The sequence below is a fragment of the Streptomyces sp. SGAir0957 genome (assembly GCF_043523415.1).
In genome coordinates this window covers 2807037-2826946 of sequence record NZ_CP027293.1, presented here as the reverse complement: position 1 = coordinate 2826946, position 19910 = coordinate 2807037, and the positions used below count along the sequence as shown (strand labels likewise).

General features: G+C 71.8%; 14 protein-coding genes. 11 read left to right on the top strand and 3 right to left on the bottom strand.

The genetic code is table 11. From position 1 onward, the window contains the following. Positions 1–57: 57 nt before the first annotated feature. The 5 genes from C1N81_RS17530 to C1N81_RS17510 all read left to right on the top strand — a co-directional run bounded on the left by C1N81_RS17530 (position 58) and on the right by C1N81_RS17510 (position 4462). A complete protein-coding gene (locus C1N81_RS17530) occupies positions 58–2286 on the top strand; it encodes an MMPL family transporter (RefSeq protein ID WP_394430158.1) in 2229 nt (742 codons plus the stop codon). Between the two features lie 8 nt (positions 2287–2294). Then, positions 2295–2894 carry a GNAT family N-acetyltransferase gene (locus C1N81_RS17525; protein ID WP_394430156.1) on the top strand — a complete coding sequence of 200 codons (600 nt, stop codon included), beginning with the start codon at positions 2295–2297 and terminating at the stop codon, positions 2892–2894. 35 nt (positions 2895–2929) lie between these two features. Next, the gene (locus C1N81_RS17520; protein ID WP_394430154.1) at positions 2930–3565 is read left to right on the top strand and encodes a hypothetical protein; all 636 of its coding nucleotides are present in this window, start codon (positions 2930–2932) and stop codon (positions 3563–3565) included. Positions 3566–3801: 236 nt separating this feature from the next. After that, a complete protein-coding gene (locus tag C1N81_RS17515; protein WP_394430152.1) occupies positions 3802–3993 on the top strand; it encodes a hypothetical protein in 192 nt (63 codons plus the stop codon). A 199-nt stretch (positions 3994–4192) separates the two neighbouring features. After that, positions 4193–4462 carry a DUF6191 domain-containing protein gene (locus C1N81_RS17510; RefSeq protein WP_394438013.1) on the top strand — a complete coding sequence of 90 codons (270 nt, stop codon included), beginning with the start codon at positions 4193–4195 and terminating at the stop codon, positions 4460–4462. A gap of 56 nt (positions 4463–4518) precedes the next feature. Here C1N81_RS17510 and C1N81_RS17505 read toward each other — a convergent pair whose 3' ends face one another. Together C1N81_RS17505 and C1N81_RS17500 are read right to left on the bottom strand one after the other, a co-directional pair. Continuing rightward, on the bottom strand, positions 4519–5706 hold the full coding sequence (locus tag C1N81_RS17505; protein ID WP_394438011.1) for a PQQ-dependent sugar dehydrogenase: 1188 nt from the start codon (positions 5704–5706) through the stop codon (positions 4519–4521). 210 nt (positions 5707–5916) lie between these two features. After that, positions 5917–6927 carry an aldo/keto reductase gene (locus C1N81_RS17500; protein ID WP_394430150.1) on the bottom strand — a complete coding sequence of 337 codons (1011 nt, stop codon included), beginning with the start codon at positions 6925–6927 and terminating at the stop codon, positions 5917–5919. A 75-nt stretch (positions 6928–7002) separates the two neighbouring features. On the opposite strand from C1N81_RS17500, the gene C1N81_RS17495 reads away from it, so the two are divergent. The 6 genes from C1N81_RS17495 to serA all read left to right on the top strand — a co-directional run bounded on the left by C1N81_RS17495 (position 7003) and on the right by serA (position 16853). Further along, positions 7003–7941 (top strand): 2-hydroxyacid dehydrogenase, encoded by a 939-nt coding sequence (locus C1N81_RS17495; protein WP_394430148.1) that lies wholly within the window; start codon positions 7003–7005, stop codon positions 7939–7941. A 441-nt stretch (positions 7942–8382) separates the two neighbouring features. Next, positions 8383–11250, top strand: a complete 2868-nt coding sequence (locus C1N81_RS17490) for a putative bifunctional diguanylate cyclase/phosphodiesterase (RefSeq protein ID WP_394430147.1) — start codon at positions 8383–8385, stop codon at positions 11248–11250. 243 nt (positions 11251–11493) lie between these two features. Continuing rightward, positions 11494–13341 carry an acetolactate synthase large subunit gene (locus C1N81_RS17485; protein ID WP_394430145.1) on the top strand — a complete coding sequence of 616 codons (1848 nt, stop codon included), beginning with the start codon at positions 11494–11496 and terminating at the stop codon, positions 13339–13341. A 27-nt stretch (positions 13342–13368) separates the two neighbouring features. Next, positions 13369–13896 (top strand): acetolactate synthase small subunit, encoded by a 528-nt coding sequence (ilvN, locus tag C1N81_RS17480; RefSeq protein WP_361065303.1) that lies wholly within the window; start codon positions 13369–13371, stop codon positions 13894–13896. Positions 13897–14008: 112 nt separating this feature from the next. After that, positions 14009–15007 (top strand): ketol-acid reductoisomerase, encoded by a 999-nt coding sequence (gene ilvC / locus C1N81_RS17475; RefSeq protein WP_394430143.1) that lies wholly within the window; start codon positions 14009–14011, stop codon positions 15005–15007. Between the two features lie 250 nt (positions 15008–15257). Further along, positions 15258–16853, top strand: coding sequence for a phosphoglycerate dehydrogenase (gene serA / locus C1N81_RS17470; RefSeq protein WP_394430141.1), 1596 nt, complete (start codon positions 15258–15260; stop codon positions 16851–16853). A gap of 69 nt (positions 16854–16922) precedes the next feature. On the opposite strand, the gene C1N81_RS17465 is transcribed toward serA, so the two are convergent. Continuing rightward, positions 16923–19889 carry a helix-turn-helix transcriptional regulator gene (locus C1N81_RS17465; protein ID WP_394430139.1) on the bottom strand — a complete coding sequence of 989 codons (2967 nt, stop codon included), beginning with the start codon at positions 19887–19889 and terminating at the stop codon, positions 16923–16925. Between the last annotated feature and the right edge of the window lie 21 nt (positions 19890–19910).

Here is a 19910-nt window from a genome sequence, read left to right as displayed (position 1 = left end):
CACGCCGATCACCGACTGCTCCCGGTAAAGATCCCCCAGACCCCAGGGAGCACGCCCGTGGCCGCACTCGCACGGTGGTGTGTCAGGCACCGGCTCGTCGTCGTCCTGCTGTGGCTGCTCGCGCTCGGTGGCACGAGCGCGGCGGCCGCCGTCGCCGGATCCGCCTACTCGAACGACTACGAGGCACCCGGCACCGAATCGGGCCGCGCCACCCACCTCCTCGACGAGGGCTTCTCGGGGCTCGGCGGCGACAGCGACACCGTCGTCTGGCACATCGAGGGCTCCACGGTCCGCGCCGCCGACGTCGAGACGGCCATGAGCAACACGCTCACCCAGATAGGTGACCTTCCCGGCGTCTCCTCCGTCGTCTCTCCTTACGGGGACAGGGGCGCGGGCCAGATCAGCGCCGATGGACACACCGCGTACGCCACGATCACCTTCGCCGAGCAGGCCGACGACATCCCGCGCGGCCAGGCGCAGGCTGTCGTCGACACGGCGCGGGAGGCCGAGACGCACGGGCCGGACGGGCTCCAGGTGGAGCTGGGCGGCAGCGCCGTCGCACTCACCGAGCCGACCTCCGCGCACCTGTCCGAGATCATCGGCGTCGTCGTCGCGGCCGTCGTGCTCTTCCTGGCCTTCGGCTCGCTCGCCGCGGCCGCGCTGCCCATCGCCACCGCCCTGATCGGCGTCGGCACCGCCTACGCGGGCATCGGGCTCCTCGGCCACGCCATGACGGTCGCCGACTTCGCGCCCATGCTGGGCATGCTCGTCGGGCTCGGCGTCGGCATCGACTACGCGCTGTTCATCGTGACCCGGCACCGGCGCGGCCTGAAGCGCGGCCTGCCCGTCGCCGTCGCCGCCGAGCGGGCCGTCGCCACCACCGGACGCGCCGTCGTCTTCGCGGGCGCCACCGTCTGCATCGCCCTGCTCGGCATGCTCATCCTGCGGCTCAGCTTCCTCAACGGGGTCGCGATCGCCGCGTCCGTGACCGTACTGCTCACCGTCGCCGCGTCCGTGACCCTGCTGCCCTCGTTCCTCTCCTTCATCGGCATGCGGGCCCTGTCGCGGCGCGAGCGGCGCAGGCTGGCCGAGCACGGGCCCCAGCCGGAGCTGCCGACCGGGCTCGCCGCCCGCTGGGCCGCCTTCGTCGAGCGCCACCCGAAGCTGCTCGGCGGTATCGCCCTCGCCGTCGTCACCGTCCTCGCGCTGCCGACCCTCTCCCTCCACCTCGGCACTTCCGACCAGGGCAACAACGCCAAGTCCAGCACCACCCGGCAGGCCTACGACCTGCTCGCGAGCAGCTTCGGGCCGGGCGTGAACGGGCCGCTCACCCTGGTCAGCGACGTGGACGGGGCCAAGGACAAGCTCGCCCTCGGACGGTTGGAGAGCGATCTTCGTGAGACCGAGGGCGTCGCCGCCGTCTCCCCGATCACGTACAACCACGACGACACCACCGCCTACCTGACCGTCGTCCCGTCCTCCGCGCCGCAGTCCGACCGGACCAGCGACCTCGTCGACCGGCTGCGCGCCGACGTCGTCCCGGGCGCAGAGCGCGGCACCTCCCTCGACGTCCAGGTCGGCGGCGTCACCGCCAGCTACGACGACTTCGCCCAGGTCGTCATCGGCAAGCTGCCGCTGTTCGTGGGCGTCGTGATCGGGCTCGGCTGCGTCCTGCTGCTGCTCGCCTTCCGCTCGCTCGGCATCCCGCTCAAGGCCGCCGCGATGAACGTCGCCGCCGTCGCCTCCGCCTTCGGCGTCGTCGTCGCCGTCTTCCAGTGGGGCTGGGGCAGCGACCTGCTCGGCCTCGGCCGCTCGGGGCCCATCGAACCGTTCCTGCCGGTCATCATGGTCTCGGTCCTCTTCGGGCTCTCCATGGACTACCAGGTCTTCCTCGTCAGCCGGATGTATGAGGAGTGGCTGGAGACCGGCGACAACCGGCGCGCCGTCCGCATCGGCCTCGCCGAGACCAGCCGCGTGATCAACTCGGCGGCCGTCATCATGATCTCCGTCTTCCTCGCCTTCGTGCTCAGCGGCGACCGGGTCATCGCGATGTTCGGCATCGCCCTGGCCGCCGCCGTCGCCGTCGACGCGTTCATCCTGCGCACGCTCCTCGTCCCCGCCCTCATGCACCTGCTCGGCGGCGCCAACTGGTGGCTGCCCACATGGCTCGGCCGCTGCCTGCCCCGGCTCAGCATCGAACCGCCGGAGTGCCGCGCGGCCGCGAGTGCGAAGATCCCCGGGCAGCGCGGCGCACGGGGCGACGCGCTGGACGACGTAGCCATGTGAGGAGCCGGATGTACGCGATACCGCTGGGCGACGGGGACATTCAGGGCGGCGGTGCCGCCGAACTGCGGCCGCTCGAGACCTGGCACGCGGAGGAGTTCCTGCGCCATCTGGACCGCGGCCGCGACCACATCGGGCAGTTCATCCCGTTCGGCAAGGACGCCGTCGACACCGAGTCGTCCCGCGCGCTCCTGCGGCGCTGGGCGGAGAAGCGCGTCGCCGACAGCGGCGGCCTGCACGGCATCTGGCTGAACGGCGAACTCGTCGGCGGCGTCCTCTTCCGGACCTTCGACGCGGCGGGCGGCACCTGCGAGGTCGGCTGCTGGCTGGAGCCCGCCGCCACCGGGCGCGGCCTCGTCACCCGCGCCGCCCGCGTCCTCATCGACTGGGCGGTCGAGGAGCGCGGCATCCACCGCGTCGAGTGGCTCGCCGCGGCGGGCAACACGGCGAGCACCAATGTCGCGCGCCGCCTCGGGATGCGGCGGGACGGCGTCCTGCGCGAGGCCAACCTCTACGGCGGCGTCCGCCACGACGAGGAGATCTGGGCGCTCCTCGCACCGGAATGGCGCGCCGCACGCGACAAGGCGGGCAGCGCGCACAAGGAACGTTAAGAGACCTCTCAGACTCCGGCCCTACGGTGCGCAGCATGGATACGAAGACTGACGCCAAGCCCGACGCCGCCGAGCGGAAGGAGAACGAGGAGGCCGTCGAGGCGACGGAGACCTCACGTGCTGGAGAGGCCGATGGTGCGGTGGCGGCCGATGGTGCCGACGGTGCCGATGGTGCCGACGGTGCCCATGAGGCCGGGGCCGACGAGGCTCATGAGGCGGACGAGGCTCATGAGGCAGACGAGGCTTATGAGGCGGAGGCCGCCGCCGCGCCCCGCGCGACCGGTGTCGGTCAGGGCGCCGGCGCCATCGTCTCCGTAGGACTCGGCATCATCGCGCTCAGCGGCAGCTGGCTCGGCACGGTCGCCTCGGCCCGCGAATCCCTCATCGGCCAGCTCAACACCGCCCAGACCGCGAGCGTCGCCACGCAGGTCTCCGAGGTCTACGGCGACTCCTGGCACGCCGCCGCCCTGGTCGGCGGCGTCTTCGCGCTGCTCGCGCTGATCGTCGGCGCGGTCGTCCTGGTGCGCCCCGCGTTCGGCGTGCCCGGCAAGGCGCAGGCCACCTGGATCAAGTCGGCCGCCTGGGCCGGCGTCTCGCTCGGCGTCCTCGGACTCCTGATCGCCGTGGCGAAGTACACGGACCTGCTGCTCGGCCTGCCGAAGACCAGCTGACCGGAAGGCCCCCAGACGCTCCTCCGGGGTGCCTTAGGCGAGGAAACCGGCCCGGTGCCGGACGCCTAAGGCACCCCGGACCTCGTATAAGGCACCCCGGCCCCCGAACATGCGGCACTCTCCCGATGTGCCGCACCCCCCTGGGAAACGAGAGTTGAGGCATCGCGGAGAACACGCCGCGAGAACCACGACACGATCCGCGAGAGCCGCGGACGCATCGTCACCAGGGAGACGAGATGTTCGAGTACGAACTGCACCAGGCCCACTCCGCCGAACTCATCGAGCGCGCCCGGTCCTACCGTCTGGCCCGCACGGCGCGCGCCGCCGCCAAGGCCCGCCGCGCCCAGCTCCGATCGGCCGGCCACGAGGCCGAAGGGCGGGTGAACACCCACCGGTCACGTCGACAGCGCGCCCCGCGCACCGCATGAACGCGACACCCCGGCCGGGGAAGCCGGTACGGGGGAAACCGGAACGGGGAAACCGATACGGGGGAACAGGAACGGGCGAACCGGTCCTGGTGGGGCCCGGCAGCGCGGCCTGAGGCGCTTGCCGGGCCCCGCCGTACGCTGGAGGTGAGGCCCGGCCACCCCGCCCGCCTGCCCACCGCCCGGAGGCGCCGTGTTCAACATGTTCGAGGAACTCTTCGCCCCCGGCCGCAAGCACACCAACGACGAGCGCAAGCGCCTGGAACTGACCCGGGTCGACCTCAACGACGGCGACCCCGGCCGGGGCCCGATAGACCTCTCGTCCGGCAAGGTGACGGTGCGGCCCGCGGCGGCCCCCTCGACGCCGCCGCGTGAACCGGCAGGGCAGAGCACGGACGAAGCAGTCGCCCGCGACGAAGCAGACGCCCGCGACGAAGCAGTCGCCCGCGACGAAGCCGACGCCGGCGACTGAGCCGATCGGCCCTTGTCGCGGCCGGGCCCGGGCCCCGGCCCCGGCGCGGGGAGCGGCTAGCTCACCTTCAGCTCCAGGATGCGGTCGTCCCCCTTCCCGGGGGTGCCCCGCGAGTCCGTCTCGCTCGTCACCAGCCACAGCTTGTCGCCGCCCGCCGCCACCACCGTGCGCAGGCGCCCGTACTTCCCCTCCAGGAACGCCTGCGGGTCGTGCGCCGCCTTGGTGCCGTCCAGCGGGACGCGCCACAGGCGTTCGCCCCGCAGCCCCGCCATCCAGATCGACCCCTTGGCGTAGGCGATGCCGCTGGGGGAGGCGTCCGCCGTGTGCCACTGGGCGATCGGGTCGTGGTAGCCGGAGCCGCCGCCCTTGCCCTCGGCGTCGGGCCAGCCGTAGTTGTCGCCCGCCACGATGTCGTTCAGCTCGTCCCAGGTGTCCTGGCCGAACTCCGAGGCCCACAGCCGCTTGTCCTTGTCCCAGGCCAGGCCCTGCACATTGCGGTGGCCGTACGAGTACACGGGGGAGTCGCCGAAGGGGTTGCCCGGCGCCGGGTCGCCGTCCGCTGTCAGGCGAAGGATCTTGCCGCCCGGCGACTTCTTGTCCTGGGCCAGCTCGGTCCGGTACGTCTCGCCCGTCCCGGCGTACAACAGGCCGTCCGGGCCGAACGCGATCCGGCCGCCGTTGTGGTTCGTGCCCTTGGGGATGCCCTTGAACACCGTGTCCGGGGCGCCCAGCTGCTCGCCCGCGGGCTTCTTCTCGTCGTAGATCATCCGCGCGATGCGGTTGTCGGACTCGGTGGTGAAGTACGCGTAGACCATGTGGTCCGAGGCGTAGTCGGGCGAGAGCGCGAGGCCGAGGAGGCCGCCCTCGCCGGCCGGGGCCACCCCGGGCACCGAGCCGGCCTCCGTCTTCTTCCCGGTCTCCGTGTCGACGCGGGTGATCGTCCCCTCGTCCCGTGACGAGACCAGCAGGTCCCCCTCGGGCAGCGGGGCGAGACCCCAGGGCGACTTGAGGTCCTCGGTCACCGTGCGCACGACGCTCACCGAGCCCTTGGCGGGCGGGGTGTCGGCGGGCTTCGGTGAGGTGGAGGAGGAGCCGGGGGAACCGCTGTCCGGCGCGGACGCCCCGGCTCTCTCCGGCTGCCCGTCGCCGCCGGAGGAGCACCCCGCCGTGAACAGGAACGCGGCACAGGCGGCCACGGCCAGCGCGGGCCGCACGGCTTGACGTTGCTGACGCTGCACGATCAGGGTCCCTTCGACGCGACGGTCCTACCGTTCATACACCGCTCGCCCCGCAGGAGTTCCCGATCTCCCGCGATGGATTCCCCGCCGTCGCTTTTCAGGGGCCTTTCAGCCCCATACCGCTGCTCAGTCCCATACCCCTGCTCAGTCCTATGACCGTGCTCAGTCCCATACCCCTGCCCAGTCCTATGACCGTGCTCAGTCCCATGACCCCGCTCAATCCCATGACCCCTGCGCCGCCGGCAACCCCGCTATCTCCCGCAGCTCCGCCGGGGTCAGCGCCAGATTGACCGCCGCCGCGTTCTCCACCGCCCAGCGCTCGTGCTTCGCCCCGGGGACCGGAACCACGTTCGGGCCCTGGGCGAGCACCCACGCGAGAGCGATCTGTGCCGGGGTGACGCCCTCGCCCCGGCGGGCGGCTATGCGGCGCAGGCCCGCCACGACGGGCTGGTTCGCGGCCATCATCTCCGCGGTGAAACGGGGGTGCCGGGCCCGTATGTCGTCCCGTTCGAAGCCCTGGCCCGGGGTGAGCGTCCCGGTCAGGAAGCCGTTGCCGAGCGGCATCGCCGCCAGGAGCCCGACGCCGCGCACCGCGCACCACGGCAGCAGGGAGCCGAGCGCCTCGGGCGACCACACGGACAGTTCGGCCATCACGGAGCTGACGGGGAAGACCTGCTGGATCCGCTCCAGTTGCTGAATCGTTCCGGCATAGGGCCCGCCCCGGCCGCCACGACGCCAGCCCCGCGCCTCCGCCGCGCCGACCGCGCACAGCCCGAGCGAGCGCACCTTGCCCGCGCTCACCAGCTCCGCCATCGCGCCCCAGGTCTCCTCGACGGGCACCTCCGGATCGGCCCGTTGCAGTTGGTACAGGTCGATGACGTCCGTCTGGAGGCGCCGCAGCGAGGCGTCGCAGGCCCGCTTCACATACCCCGGGCGGCCGTTGGCGACAATGTGCTGCTCCCCGACGAGCAGCCCCACCTTCGTCGACACGAACGCGTCCGCGCGCCGCTCCTTGAGGACCCGGCCGAGCAGCAGCTCATTGGTGAACGGCCCGTACATGTCGGCGGTGTCGAGCAGGGTGCAGCCCCGGTCGAGGGCGGCGTGCACGGTACGCAACGACTCCTCGCCGCGCTGTCGCGAACCGGTGTACGCCCAGTTCATCGGCATGCAGCCGAGCCCGATCGCCCCCACCTCGAGCGCCGCCGCCCCGATCGCCTTGCGCTCCACTTGCCCGTGACCCTCCCTGTCTCGACCCTCAACCTAACCTCTGCGCCTCGGCGCGGCTGACATAGCCTCCTGACCATGACTGGAGATGTGTGGCTGCCCTTCCGCGCCGACGAGATCCCGGGCCTTCCCGAGGGCTTGGACTACCGCTTCTGGAACGGTGAGGAGGACTTCCCCGCGGACCCGGCCGACTGCGCGTTCTACGTCGTCCCCTACATGAAGGGCGCGGAGACGGCCGTGCGCCCCCTGCCGGACATGACGTCACTGCGTGTGGTGCAGACCCTCTCCGCGGGCGTCGACCACGTCCAGAACGGGCTCAAGTACCTGCGCCCGGGCGTCCAGTTGTGCAATGCGCGCGGGGTGCACGACGCCAGCACCGCCGAACTCGCGCTGACCTTGATCCTCTCCTCCCTGCGCGGCATCCCGGACTTCGTTCGAGCGCAGGGGCGCGGGGAGTGGCGCTCCGGCTTCCGCCCGGCGCTCGCGGACAAGAACGTGCTGATCCTGGGGTACGGCGCGATCGGTTCGGCCATCGAGGACCGGCTCGTACCCTTCGAGGTGGCGCGGGTGGCGCGCGTCGCGCGCTCGGCGCGCACGACGGAGCGCGGACCCGTGCACCAGCTCACCGATCTGCCGGATCTCCTGCCGGACGCCGACGTCGTCGTCGTGGTCACGCCGCTCACCGAGGACACCCGCGGCCTCGTCGGCGCCGACTTCCTCGGCCGGATGAAGGACGGGGCGCTGCTCGTCAACGTCAGCCGCGGCCCCGTCGTCGACACGAAGGCGCTGCTCACGGAGGTGGAGAGCGGGCGTCTCACCGCCGCCCTGGACGTCACCGACCCCGAACCGCTGCCCCGGGAGCACCCGTTGTGGCAGGCTCCGGGGGTGCTGATCTCCCCGCACGTCGGCGGTCCCACCTCCGCCTTCCTGCCCCGGGCCGAGCGGCTCCTCGCCGCCCAGCTCACCCGCTACGCCGCCGGGGAGCCGCTCGGCAACGTCGTGCGCACCATCGGCTGACACGGACCGCACCGGTCGCACCGGGTCCCCGGGGCCCCGCCCGTGCGGCTGCCCGCGGTCCGGCGCACACGCTCCGCGCCCGTCCGGCTGCACCGCGTGCCCCCATCACCGCTGGTCGTCACGGAGCGTAGAGAGACTATGTCCCTGAGTGACGATCCTGGTGTATCGTCCCGACTGGGGTGGCGCCGCTACGGGTACACGGGCGCCGGGGAAGAGTGACGGAAGGCGAGGGGGGCGACGGGCGATGCACGGCCTATGGGTGAACGATCCGACGCGACGGAACCGCCGACGGCGACCCTCGAACGCATTGATGCGCGGCCGAAGTACGAGCTGCCGCGGGCGCCACACGCACCACGGTGGCGCCCGCGGCAGCCGCAGAAAGCATCCACAGGCCGGTCCGGGCGAGCGGGACACCGGGGCGGCACGGAGCGGGGCGGTCCGATGACCGCGCAGCCGACGGAGACCCCCGTCCTCGGATCCCTGCAGGCCAGGCCCCCGGTGCAGAGGCGCCTGGAGCCGGGTGGCGGCGGCTCGGTGACAGGCCCGCAAGTGGTCCTCACCGTCCTGTGCGCGGCGTACGCCACCGGCTCGGCGCTCGGCTGGGGCAGCAAGGAAGTCGCCCTGTTCATGGGTGACTTCGGGCTCAGCGTGGCCGCCGCCGTCGCCGCCGTGTCGAACTTCCTGTACGCCCGCTCGCGGCGCAGTCGCTTTCGACCGGCCTGGCTCCTCTTCGCGCTGTCCTCGCTGATGGCCTCGCTGGGGAACGGCGTGTGGGGCTGGTACGAGGTCGTCCTGAAGGCGCCCGTGCCGACACCGAGCCTCGCCGACCTGTTCTTCCTCTGCTTCGCGCCGCCCGCGATCATCGGCCTCCTCGTCCTCGCGAAGCGGCCCGTGTCGAAGGCCGGCTGGACCTGCCTCGGGCTCGACGCCTGGCTCATCGCCGGATCCCTCGTCACCCTTTCGTGGAGTCTCGCCCTCGCGCACACCGCCGAGTCCGAGGGGCAGAGCGTCACCCGCACCGCGCTCTCGCTCGCCTATCCGCTGCTCGACATCGCGCTGGTCAGCATGGTGCTCGCGCTGCACTTCCGGCGCTCACCCGGTAACCGCACGGCGGTGAACACCGCGATCGGGGCGCTCGCCCTGACCGTGATGTGCGACGCCCTGTTCACCTCGCCGCTGCTGCACGCCAGTTACCGCTCGGGCGAGATCCTCGACGCGGGCTGGTTCGCCGGGTCGCTTTTACTCGCGTACGCGCCCTGGGTGGGCCCCGCGGCCGACCCGCACCCGCCGCGCGAGGAGCGGCCCTCGGGCCCCGACGTGCGCTACCAGGTCAGCCACACCCGGCCGATCTCCGGATCGCTGGCCGCGCTGACCCCGTACCTGGCCGCCGCGGTCTGCACCCTCGGCATTCTGTACAACGTGCTGAACGGGCACAGTGTCGACCGGGTCGTGCTCTTCACGGCCTGCACCGTGGTCCTCGCGCTCGTCGTACGCCAGGGGATCATGCTCCTGGACAACATCACGCTCACCCAGGAGCTGGCGCAGAAGGAGAACCACTTCCGCTCCCTGGTGCAGGGCTCCAGCGACGTCATCATGATCGCCGCGCCGAACGGGATCCTCAGATACGTCAGCCCGGCCGCCGCCGGGGTCTACGGCCGGGACGCGGAGGAGCTGGTCGGCTCCGAACTCGCCTCGATCATCCACCCCGAGGACCTCAGGCGCGTCATGCACGAGGTGCGCAGGTTCCTCGCCGCAGGCCAGGTCGAGGAGCCCACCACCCGGATCGAGTGCCGCTTCCGCTCCGGCACCGGAGCCTGGCTGAACGTGGAGTCCACGATCAACCGCCACCACGGCGGACTGATCCTCAACAGCAGAGACGTCACCGAGCGCGTCCGCCTCCAGGCCCAGCTGCAGCACAACGCGGAACACGACCCGCTCACCGACCTGCCCAACCGGGCGCTGTTCACCAAGCGGGTGAGCCAGGCCCTGACCGGGCGGCGGGCCAGCGACCGGGGCACCGCCGTGCTCTTCATCGACCTCGACGGCTTCAAGCAGGTCAACGACACGATCGGCCACCAGGCGGGCGACGAACTGCTCGTGCAGGCGGCAAGAAGGCTGGCCGACTCCGTACGTTCCGGAGACACCGCGGCCCGTCTCGGCGGTGACGAGTTCGCGGCGCTCATCGTCGGCGACGGAGGTCGCGACCACACCGCCAGGGAGCAGCAGATATACGAGCTGGCCGACCGGCTCAGAATCGCCCTGTCCCAGCCGTACACGATCGACGGGCACAAGGACGTCCGGGTCGCCGCCTCCATCGGCGTCTCCTTCGCCGAGCCCGAGATCACGGCGGGAGAGCTGCTGCGCAACGCGGACCTGGCGATGTACCGCGCCAAGGCCGCGGGCAAGGGCCGGGTCGAGCTGTACGCGCCGCAGATGCAGGCCGATGTCGTACGGAAGGCGGAGCTGGCCACCAGGCTGCGGACGGCGCTGCACGACGGGGAGTTCGCCCTGCTGCACCAGCCGGTCGTCTCGCTCGACGACGGCCGGATCACGGCGGTCGCCGCGCAGGCCCGCTGGCGCTCGTCGCAGGGCATCCTCTTCACGCCCGCCGAGTTCCTGCGGGTGGCCGACGACGGTGAGCGCACCGCCGAGCTGGGCCGCTGGACGCTGGAGAAGGCCGTCGAACAGGCCGCGGACCGCCGCCAGAGCGGGCATGTGACGCCGGTCGTCGTGCGGATGAGCGCGCGCAGACTCCTGGACCGGGCCATGCCGCTCGGCTCCATCGAGGCGCTGCTCACCCGGCACGGACTGCCGTCCGGCGCGCTCGTCATCGAGCTGGCCGACAGCGACCCGAGAGTGCCGCTCGACGAGCTGGAGCGGCGCCTCACCGCGCTGCGCAGACTCGGTGTCCGTATCGCCCTGGACGGTTTCGGCAGCGGCTATGCGGCGATCACCGCGCTGCGCCGCCTCCCCGTGGACGTACTGAAACTGGACAGGTCCCTCGTCGAGAGCGTCGTCGAGTCCGCGCGTCTGCACAAGATCACCAGCGGGCTGCTGCGGATCGCGGGCGACCTCGGGCTCGCCTCGGTGGCCGACGGAGTGGACCTGCCGGAGCAGGTGCTCGCGCTGCGGAAGATGGGGTGCACGCACGGGCAGGGGATGGCGTTCTCGGGGCCGCTCGACGAGTACCGGCTGCGGTGTGCGCTGAGTTCGGGGGAGTACCCGGTGCCGCTCGGGGTGGGCGAACCGGTGCTCGCGGGGGCGCTCTCCGCGCGCTCACATGCTGAGACGCCCGTCCCACCCACTTGACACGCCATGCGTGCCGGGGGGAGGGTCAGAGCCATGCGCACCCGAATTCTCGTACTTGGAAAGCGCGTCGGCTGAAGCTGGGACCCACCGGTCCACACCGGAATCCCCAGCGACCGCTCCCGGCGCGCTCCCCTCGCTTGCCTCACGGCACGAGGGGTTTTTTGTTGCACCGGCACAGGACGCAACCCGCAACACTCCTGCACAACCCTCGCAAAAACCCTCAGCATCGAGAAGAGAATGCCGATGACCGAGCAGGCCACCGGGGCCCACCATCCGCAGCCGCGGCCCCGTTCCGGAGGACAGTCCGCCCCCGTCGAGCACGTCACGGGAGCGCAGTCCCTCATTCGCTCGCTTGAGGAGGTCGGGGCCGACACCGTATTCGGCATTCCGGGTGGCACGATCCTTCCGGCCTACGACCCGATGATGGACTCCAGCCGGGTGCGTCACGTGCTCGTCCGTCACGAGCAGGGTGCGGGCCACGCGGCCACCGGTTACGCGCAGGCCACCGGCAAGGTCGGCGTCTGCATGGCGACGAGCGGTCCCGGCGCCACCAACCTGGTGACGCCGATCGCCGACGCGAACATGGACTCGGTGCCGCTCGTCGCGATCACCGGCCAGGTCGTCTCCGAGGCCATCGGCACGGACGCCTTCCAGGAGGCGGACATCGTCGGCATCACCATGCCGATCACCAAGCACAGCTTCCTGGTCACCAAGGGCGAGGACATCCCCAAGGTGATCGCCGAGGCGTTCCACATCGCCTCCACCGGCCGTCCGGGCCCGGTTCTCGTGGACATCCCGAAGGACGTGCTGCAGCGCAGGACGACGTTCTCCTGGCCGCCGCAGACGGACCTGCCCGGCTACCGCCCGGTGACCAAGCCGCACGCCAAGCAGATCCGCGAGGCCGCGAAACTGATCACGAACGCGAAGCGGCCCGTCCTGTACGTGGGTGGCGGCGTCCTCAAGGCGCACGCCACCGCCGAGCTCAAGGTCCTCGCCGAGCTCACCGGAGCGCCCGTCACCACCACCCTGATGGCGCTCGGCGCGTTCCCCGACAGCCACCCGCTGCACGTGGGAATGCCGGGCATGCACGGTGCGGTCACCGCCGTCACCGCGCTGCAGAAGGCCGACCTGATCGTCGCCCTCGGCGCCCGTTTCGACGACCGTGTCACCGGCAAGCTGGACAGCTTCGCCCCGTTCGCGAAGATCGTCCACGCCGACATCGACCCCGCCGAGATCGGCAAGAACCGCGCCGCCGACGTGCCGATCGTCGGTGACGCCCGCGAGGTCATCGCCGACCTGGTCCAGGCAGTCCAGAAGGAGCACGCCGACGGCAACACGGGTGACTACAGCGCCTGGTGGCGGGATCTCAGCCGCTGGCGCGACACCTACCCGCTCGGCTACGACCTGCCCGAGGACGGCTCGCTCTCCCCGCAGCAGGTCATCCAGCGGATCGGGCAACTCGCGCCCGACGACACGATCTTCGCCGCGGGCGTCGGCCAGCACCAGATGTGGGCCGCGCACTTCATCCAGTACGAGAAGCCCGCCACCTGGCTGAACTCCGGCGGCGCCGGGACCATGGGCTACGCGGTCCCCGCCGCGATGGGCGCCAAGGCCGGCGCGCCCGACAAGCCGGTCTGGGCGATCGACGGCGACGGCTGCTTCCAGATGACCAATCAGGAGCTCACCACCTGCGCCCTGAACAACATCCCGATCAAGGTCGCCATCATCAACAACGGCGCCCTCGGGATGGTCCGCCAGTGGCAGACCCTGTTCTACAACCAGCGCTACTCGAACACCGTGCTGCACGCGGGCCCGGACGGCGAGACCCCGCCCAACAAGGGCACCCGCGTCCCGGACTTCGTGAAGCTGTCCGAGGCGATGGGCTGCTACGCGATCCGCTGTGAGCGCCCCGAGGACCTCGACAAGTGCATCGAGGAGGCCAACGCGGTCAACGACCGCCCGGTCGTGATCGACTTCATCGTCCACGAGGACGCCATGGTGTGGCCGATGGTCGCCGCCGGCACCTCCAACGACGAGGTCATGGCCGCGCGCGGCGTCCGCCCCGACTTCGGCGACAACGAAGACGACTGAGAGCTGTCAGGAAGAGGAACGACCGCCATGTCCACCAAGCACACGCTCTCCGTCCTGGTCGAGAACAAGCCGGGCGTGCTCGCCCGGATCACCGCCCTGTTCTCGCGCCGCGGCTTCAACATCGACTCGCTCGCCGTCGGCATCACCGAGCACCCCGACATCTCCCGCATCACCATCGTGGTGAATGTCGAGGGACTCCCGCTCGAACAGGTCACCAAGCAGCTCAACAAGCTGGTCAACGTCCTGAAGATCGTCGAACTGGAGCCGGGCTCCGCCGTCCAGCGCGAGCTGGTGCTCGTCAAGGTCCGCGCGGACAACGAGACGCGCTCGCAGATCGTCGAGATCGTCCAGCTGTTCCGCGCCAAGACCGTCGACGTCTCGCCCGAGGCCGTCACCATCGAGGCCACCGGGTCCAGCGACAAGCTGGAGGCGATGCTCAAGATGCTGGAACCGTTCGGCATCAAGGAGCTCGTCCAGTCCGGCACCATCGCGATCGGCCGCGGCTCGCGCTCCATCACCGACCGGAGCCTGCGGGCGCTGGAACGCAGCGCATAAGCGGTCGCGCGCCCGTACACACAGCGTTCTCTCGCATAGCGAGACCTGAAAACTTTCCTTCCGCCCCCCGCCGTACGGTGGGACGCAACACCGCACACCAAGGAGAACCCCAGTGGCCGAGCTGTTCTACGACGACGACGCCGATCTGTCCATCATCCAGAACCGCAAGGTCGCGGTGATCGGTTACGGCAGCCAGGGCCACGCCCACGCGCTGTCGCTCCGTGACTCGGGTGTCGACGTCCGCGTCGGTCTGCACGAGGGCTCCAAGTCCAAGACCAAGGCCGAGGAGCAGGGCCTGCGCGTGGTGACGCCGTCGGAAGCCGCCGCCGAGGCCGACGTCATCATGATCCTGGTGCCGGACCCGATCCAGGCCCAGGTCTACGAGGAGTCGATCAAGGACAACCTGAAGGACGGCGACGCGCTGTTCTTCGGGCACGGCCTGAACATCCGCTACGACTTCATCAAGCCCCCGGCGGGCGTCGACGTCTGCATGGTCGCCCCCAAGGGCCCGGGCCACCTGGTGCGCCGTCAGTACGAGGAGGGCCGCGGCGTCCCGTGTATCGCGGCCGTCGAGCAGGACGCCACCGGCAAGGCCTTCGAGCTGGCGCTGTCCTACGCCAAGGGCATCGGCGGCACCCGCGCCGGCGTCATCAAGACGACCTTCACCGAGGAGACCGAGACCGACCTCTTCGGCGAGCAGGCCGTGCTCTGCGGTGGCACCGCCGCGCTGGTCAAGGCGGGCTTCGAGACGCTGACCGAGGCCGGCTACCAGCCGGAGATCGCCTACTTCGAGTGCCTGCACGAGCTGAAGCTCATCGTGGACCTCATGTACGAGGGCGGCCTGGAGAAGATGCGCTGGTCGATCTCCGAGACCGCCGAGTGGGGCGACTACGTCACCGGCCCGCGCATCATCACGGAGGCCACCAAGACCGAGATGAAGCAGGTCCTCGCCGAGATCCAGGACGGCACCTTCGCCCGTAACTGGATGGACGAGTACCACAGCGGTCTGAAGAAGTACAACGAGTACAAGAAGCAGGACTCCGAGCACCTGCTCGAGACCACGGGCAAGGAGCTGCGCAAGCTCATGAGCTGGGTGGACGAGGAGGCGTAAGCCTCGGACGACGGGGCCGCGGCGGACGCCGCGGCCCCGTTCGCCATCGCCGCGTTGTCCACGGCGTCCAGCCACGGACGAGTGATCCTTCCAGGGAGGCGCAAGCCGCTTCCCCGCGCGCCACTACACTGCTGAACTAATTCGCGTCGGGCCCACAGCGTCGTGCGTCTTCCACGCGGCCATGCACCCACCCCTCCACCGCTTGCGGCCGTCGGGACGGCCGTCCGCATTGGGACTTGTGAGGACTCACGTGAGCACTGCTGCCAAACCCGTCGTACTCATCGCTGAAGAGCTGTCGCCCGCCACCGTCGACGCGCTGGGCCCGGACTTCGAGATCCGCCAGTGCAACGGGGCGGACCGCGCGGAGCTGCTGCCCGCCATCGCCGATGTCGACGCCATCCTGATCCGCTCGGCCACCAAGGTCGACGCCGAGGCGATCGCCGCCGCGAAGAAGCTGAAGGTCGTCGCACGAGCCGGCGTCGGCCTGGACAACGTGGACGTGTCCGCCGCCACCAAGGCCGGCGTCATGGTGGTCAACGCCCCGACGTCGAACATCGTGACCGCCGCCGAGCTGGCCTGCGGCCTCCTCATCGCCACCGCCCGCAACATCCCGCAGGGCAGCCAGGCCCTCAAGGGCGGGGAGTGGAAGCGCAGCAAGTACACGGGTGTGGAGCTGGCCGAGAAGACCCTGGGCGTCGTCGGTCTCGGCCGCATCGGCGCGCTCGTGGCCCAGCGCATGTCCGCGTTCGGCATGAAGGTCGTCGCCTACGACCCGTACGTGCAGCCCGCGCGCGCGGCGCAGATGGGCGTCAAGGTCCTCTCGCTCGACGAGCTGCTCGAGGTCTCGGACTTCATCACCGTCCACCTCCCGAAGACGCCGGAGACGCTCGGCCTGATCGGCGACGAGGCGCTGCACAAGGTCAAGCCGTCGGTGCGGATCGTGAACGCCGCGCGCGGCGGGATCGTCGACGAGGAGGCGCTGTACTCGGCGCTCAAGGAGGGCCGCGTCGCGGGCGCCGGTCTGGACGTGTACGCGAAGGAGCCCTGCACGGACTCCCCGCTGTTCCAGTTCGACCAGGTCGTCTGCACCCCGCACCTCGGCGCCTCGACCGACGAGGCGCAGGAGAAGGCCGGTATTGCCGTCGCCAAGTCGGTGCGGCTCGCCCTCGCCGGTGAGCTGGTCCCGGACGCGGTGAACGTGCAGGGCGGTGTCATCGCCGAGGACGTCAAGCCGGGTCTGCCGCTCGCCGAGCGCCTCGGCCGGATCTTCACCGCGCTCGCCGGTGAGGTCGCGGTCCGTCTCGACGTCGAGGTGTACGGCGAGATCACCCAGCACGACGTGAAGGTGCTCGAACTCTCCGCGCTGAAGGGTGTGTTCGAGGACGTCGTCGACGAGACGGTGTCCTACGTGAACGCGCCGCTGTTCGCGCAGGAGCGCGGTGTCGAGGTCCGCCTCACCACCAGCTCGGAGTCGCCCGACCACCGCAACGTCGTCACGGTGCGCGGCACCCTCGGTGACGGCCAGGAGGTCTCGGTCTCCGGCACGCTCGCCGGTCCCAAGCACCTGCAGAAGATCGTCGCCGTCGGCGAGTACGACGTGGACCTGGCGCTCGCCGACCACATGGTCGTCCTGCGCTACGAGGACCGTCCCGGTGTCGTCGGCACGGTCGGCCGCGTCCTCGGCGAGGCGGGCATCAACATCGGCGGCATGCAGGTCGCCCGCGCCGATGTCGGCGGCGAGGCCCTCGCGGTGCTGACCGTCGACGACTCGGTGCCGCAGAACGTGCTGAGCGAGGTGGCGGCGGAGATCGGCGCGACGTCGGCGCGCTCGGTCAACCTGGTCTGACCCACAGCAGCTCTGAGGGCCGGTCACCCGCGCGGTGACCGGCCCTCAGCCGTTCTCGAAGACAGGCTGTCAGGACGGGGCGCGCTCGATCAGGCCCTCCCGGTAGGCGATGCCCACCGCCTCCGTGCGGCTCGTCGCGCCCAGTTTGGCGAGGATGTTCGAGACGTGGACGCTCGCCGTCTTGCCGCTGATGAACAGCTCCTCGCCGATCTGGCGGTTGGTGCGGCCCCGGCCGAGCAGCCGCAGCACGTCGCTCTCGCGGGCGGTCAGGGACGCGATCCGCTCTTTGCCGCCCGGCGCGTCGGCGAAGCCGCCCCGGCGGGCCAGCGCGTCCAGGGCCTCGCGCAGCGGCACCGCGCCGAGCTGTTCCGCGACCTCCCGGGCCGTACGCGTCTGCTCGGCGGCCTCCTCGCGGCGCTCCGCGGTGAGCAGCGCCTCGGCGAGCCTGCGGCGGCAGCGGGCCAGTTCGTACGGTTCGCCGTAGCCGAACGCGGTGACCGCCCGCTCCCAGGCGTCGACGCACGGCCCGCTGGCGGCGCGGGCCTCCTCGGCCTCGGCGCGCGCCAGCCAGGCCAGCCCCTCGGGCCCCTGCTCGGTGCCGTCCTCGCCCTGGGCCGCCGTGGCGCGTGCCAGGTCGGCCAGTTCGGTGGCGGTCCGCGCCCAGCGTCCCGCGGTGTCCGTGTCACCGGAGAGGCGGGCCTCCTCGGCCGCGTCGGCGACCGCCGCCAGGGTCAGCGCGGCGAGCCGCACGAAGGCGTCGGGCCGCTCCGAGCCCGCGCCTTCCACGAGCCGCTCGGTCGCGGCGTCCATCCGGCGTACGCATTCCTCGGCGTCGCCGCGCAGGGCCGCCTCGTCGATGAGGACGACGCTGGCGACGAGCGCCGCCATCCAGTCGGCGCCGGGGCCGAGCAGGGCGCGGGCCCCGGCGGCGGCGGTCTCGTAGGCGCCCCGCGCGAGGGCGACGTAGAGGGCCGGTGCGGTGGTGAACGCGCCCGCTGTCGGCAGGAGTTCGGCGTCGGCGTCGGCGGCGCGCACGCACTCGTCCCAGCGGCCGAGGGTGTAGAGGAGCACGGACTGCAGGTAGCGCAGTTCCAGGGCGTACGGGGAGGTGAGGAGACCGGCGCGGCGGGCGCGGTCGAGGCCGACGGCGAGCCAGTCCAGGCTCGCGCCCAGGTCGCCGGACTCGTAGCAGCCGATCCCGAGGTTGTAGAGGGCGCGCATCTCGACGGCCAGGTTCCCGGCGCGGGTGGCCAGGTCGCGGGCGTGGACGAGGCGCTCGCGCCCCTTCGCCGTACGCCGGTTGTCGGGTTCGAGGCCGACCAGGGAGATCACCAGGTCGGCCTGCGCGTCGGCGAGCCCGAGCCGTTCGGCGACGCCGAGGGCCTGCCGCGCGACGCGCTCCGCGTCCTCGTCGCGCCCCACGTACCGGGCGGCCATGACGTGCGTCGCGGCGGCCCACACCCAGGTGGGGGAGGGCGGTTCGGCGGGGATGAGGGCCAGCGCCTCGCTGCTGTAGGTGAACGCGGCCTCCAGGTTGTCGATCCGCATCAGGTTGCCCGCGAGGGTGTAGCGGACGCGGGCGGCGAGTTCGGAGTCGGCGTCCGAGCCCGCGCGGGCGAGCGCGGAGCGGGTGAGCTGGACGGCGCGGTGCGGTTCGCCCGCGCGGGCGGCGGCCGCGGAGGCGCGCAGGGTGAGGGTGACCCGGTCGCCGTGGACGGGACGGGCGGCGGCGTCGACGACGGACCACAGTTCGAGCGCGGTCTCCAGGTGGCGCAGCTCCTCGGCGGGGGCGCGGACGCGCTGGGCGTGGTCGGCGGCTTCGAGGGAGGCGGCCAGCGCGTCGGGCAGGTCGTGGCTCTCGCGTGAGTGGTGGGCGCGTTCGGCCGCGCTCGCCGGTGCGTGGCCTTCGGCGGCGAGGAGGCGGGCGAAGACGCCGTGCAGGCGGACGCGTTCGCCGGGCAGCAGGTCGGCGTAGACGGCCTCGCGGGTGAGGGCGTGGCGGAAGGAGTACGTGGCGTCGTCGCCCGGCACGAGCAGTTGCCGCCCGACGGCTTCGCGCAGCGCCGACTCCAGTTCCTCCTCGGGAAGTTGGACGGCGCCGCGCAGCAGTTCGTGGCCGACCTTGCGGCCCGCGACGGCGGCGGTGCGGAGCACCTGCTGGGCGGTCTCGGTGAGCTGCTCGATGCGGATGAGCAGGACGTCCGCGAGGCCGCCGAGCCTGTCGGGACCGTCGGGGGAGCCGGTCCCGGGGAGCGCGGCGAGCAGCTCCTCGGCGTAGAAGGCGTTGCCCTCGGCACGGTCGACGATGCGGCGCACCGTGCTGTCGGGGACGGGCCCGGTGCGCTGCGCGCGGACGAGGCGGGCCATGTCCGCGTCGGCCATCGGGCGCAGGTCGAGGCGTTCGACGGCGGGCAGCCGGACGAGTTCGGCGAGCAGGGGGCGCAGCGGGTGGCGGCGGTGCAGGTCGTCGGCGCGGTACGAGGCGAAGACGGCGAGGCGGTGGGGCGGCCCCGCCGGGGTGGGGCGTTGCAGGATGCCCCGGCTGAGCAGGAAGCGGAGCAGGTCGCGGGAGGACTGGTCGGCCCAGTGCAGGTCCTCGATGACGAGGAGGAGCGGGGTCAGCGCGGTCAGTTCGGCGAGGAGGCCGGCGACGCCCTCGAAGAGCTGGAAGCGGCTGCCCGGGTCGGTCGCGGCGCCGTTCCCCGGGGCGGCGCCGAGCAGCTGGTGGACCGCCGGGTACCCCGCGAAAGCCGGGGCGAGCCGTTCGTCGGCGGCGGCCGCGCCCAGGATCTCCGTGAAGGGGAGGTAGGGCAGGCCCACGTCGCCGAGGTCCACGCAGTGCCCGGTCAGTACGGTCATCCCGGTCCCGGCGGCGTGCCGCGCGGCCTCCGTCAGCGTGCGGGTCTTGCCGACGCCGGCGTCCCCGGCAAGGAGGACGGCGCGGGGCTCTCCGGCGGCGGCCCGCTCGGATACGCCGGTGAGCCGGGCGAGTTCGCCCGCCCGGCCGATGAACGGCGTGTCGAAAGTCTGTGCCACGGGCCCATCCTGGCACGGCCC

Bases quoted from the DNA above. Each gene is read 5' to 3' on its own strand.
- C1N81_RS17495 (WP_394430148.1), top strand. From the start codon at position 7,003: ATGACTGGAGATGTGTGGCTGCCCTTCCGCGCCGACGAGATCCCGGGC.
- C1N81_RS17490 (WP_394430147.1), top strand. From the start codon at position 8,383: ATGACCGCGCAGCCGACGGAGACCCCCGTCCTCGGATCCCTGCAGGCC.
- C1N81_RS17485 (WP_394430145.1), top strand. From the start codon at position 11,494: ATGACCGAGCAGGCCACCGGGGCCCACCATCCGCAGCCGCGGCCCCGT.
- C1N81_RS17510 (WP_394438013.1), top strand. From the start codon at position 4,193: ATGTTCGAGGAACTCTTCGCCCCCGGCCGCAAGCACACCAACGACGAG.
- C1N81_RS17520 (WP_394430154.1), top strand. From the start codon at position 2,930: ATGGATACGAAGACTGACGCCAAGCCCGACGCCGCCGAGCGGAAGGAG.
- ilvN (WP_361065303.1), top strand. From the start codon at position 13,369: ATGTCCACCAAGCACACGCTCTCCGTCCTGGTCGAGAACAAGCCGGGC.
- C1N81_RS17525 (WP_394430156.1), top strand. From the start codon at position 2,295: ATGTACGCGATACCGCTGGGCGACGGGGACATTCAGGGCGGCGGTGCC.
- C1N81_RS17515 (WP_394430152.1), top strand. From the start codon at position 3,802: ATGTTCGAGTACGAACTGCACCAGGCCCACTCCGCCGAACTCATCGAG.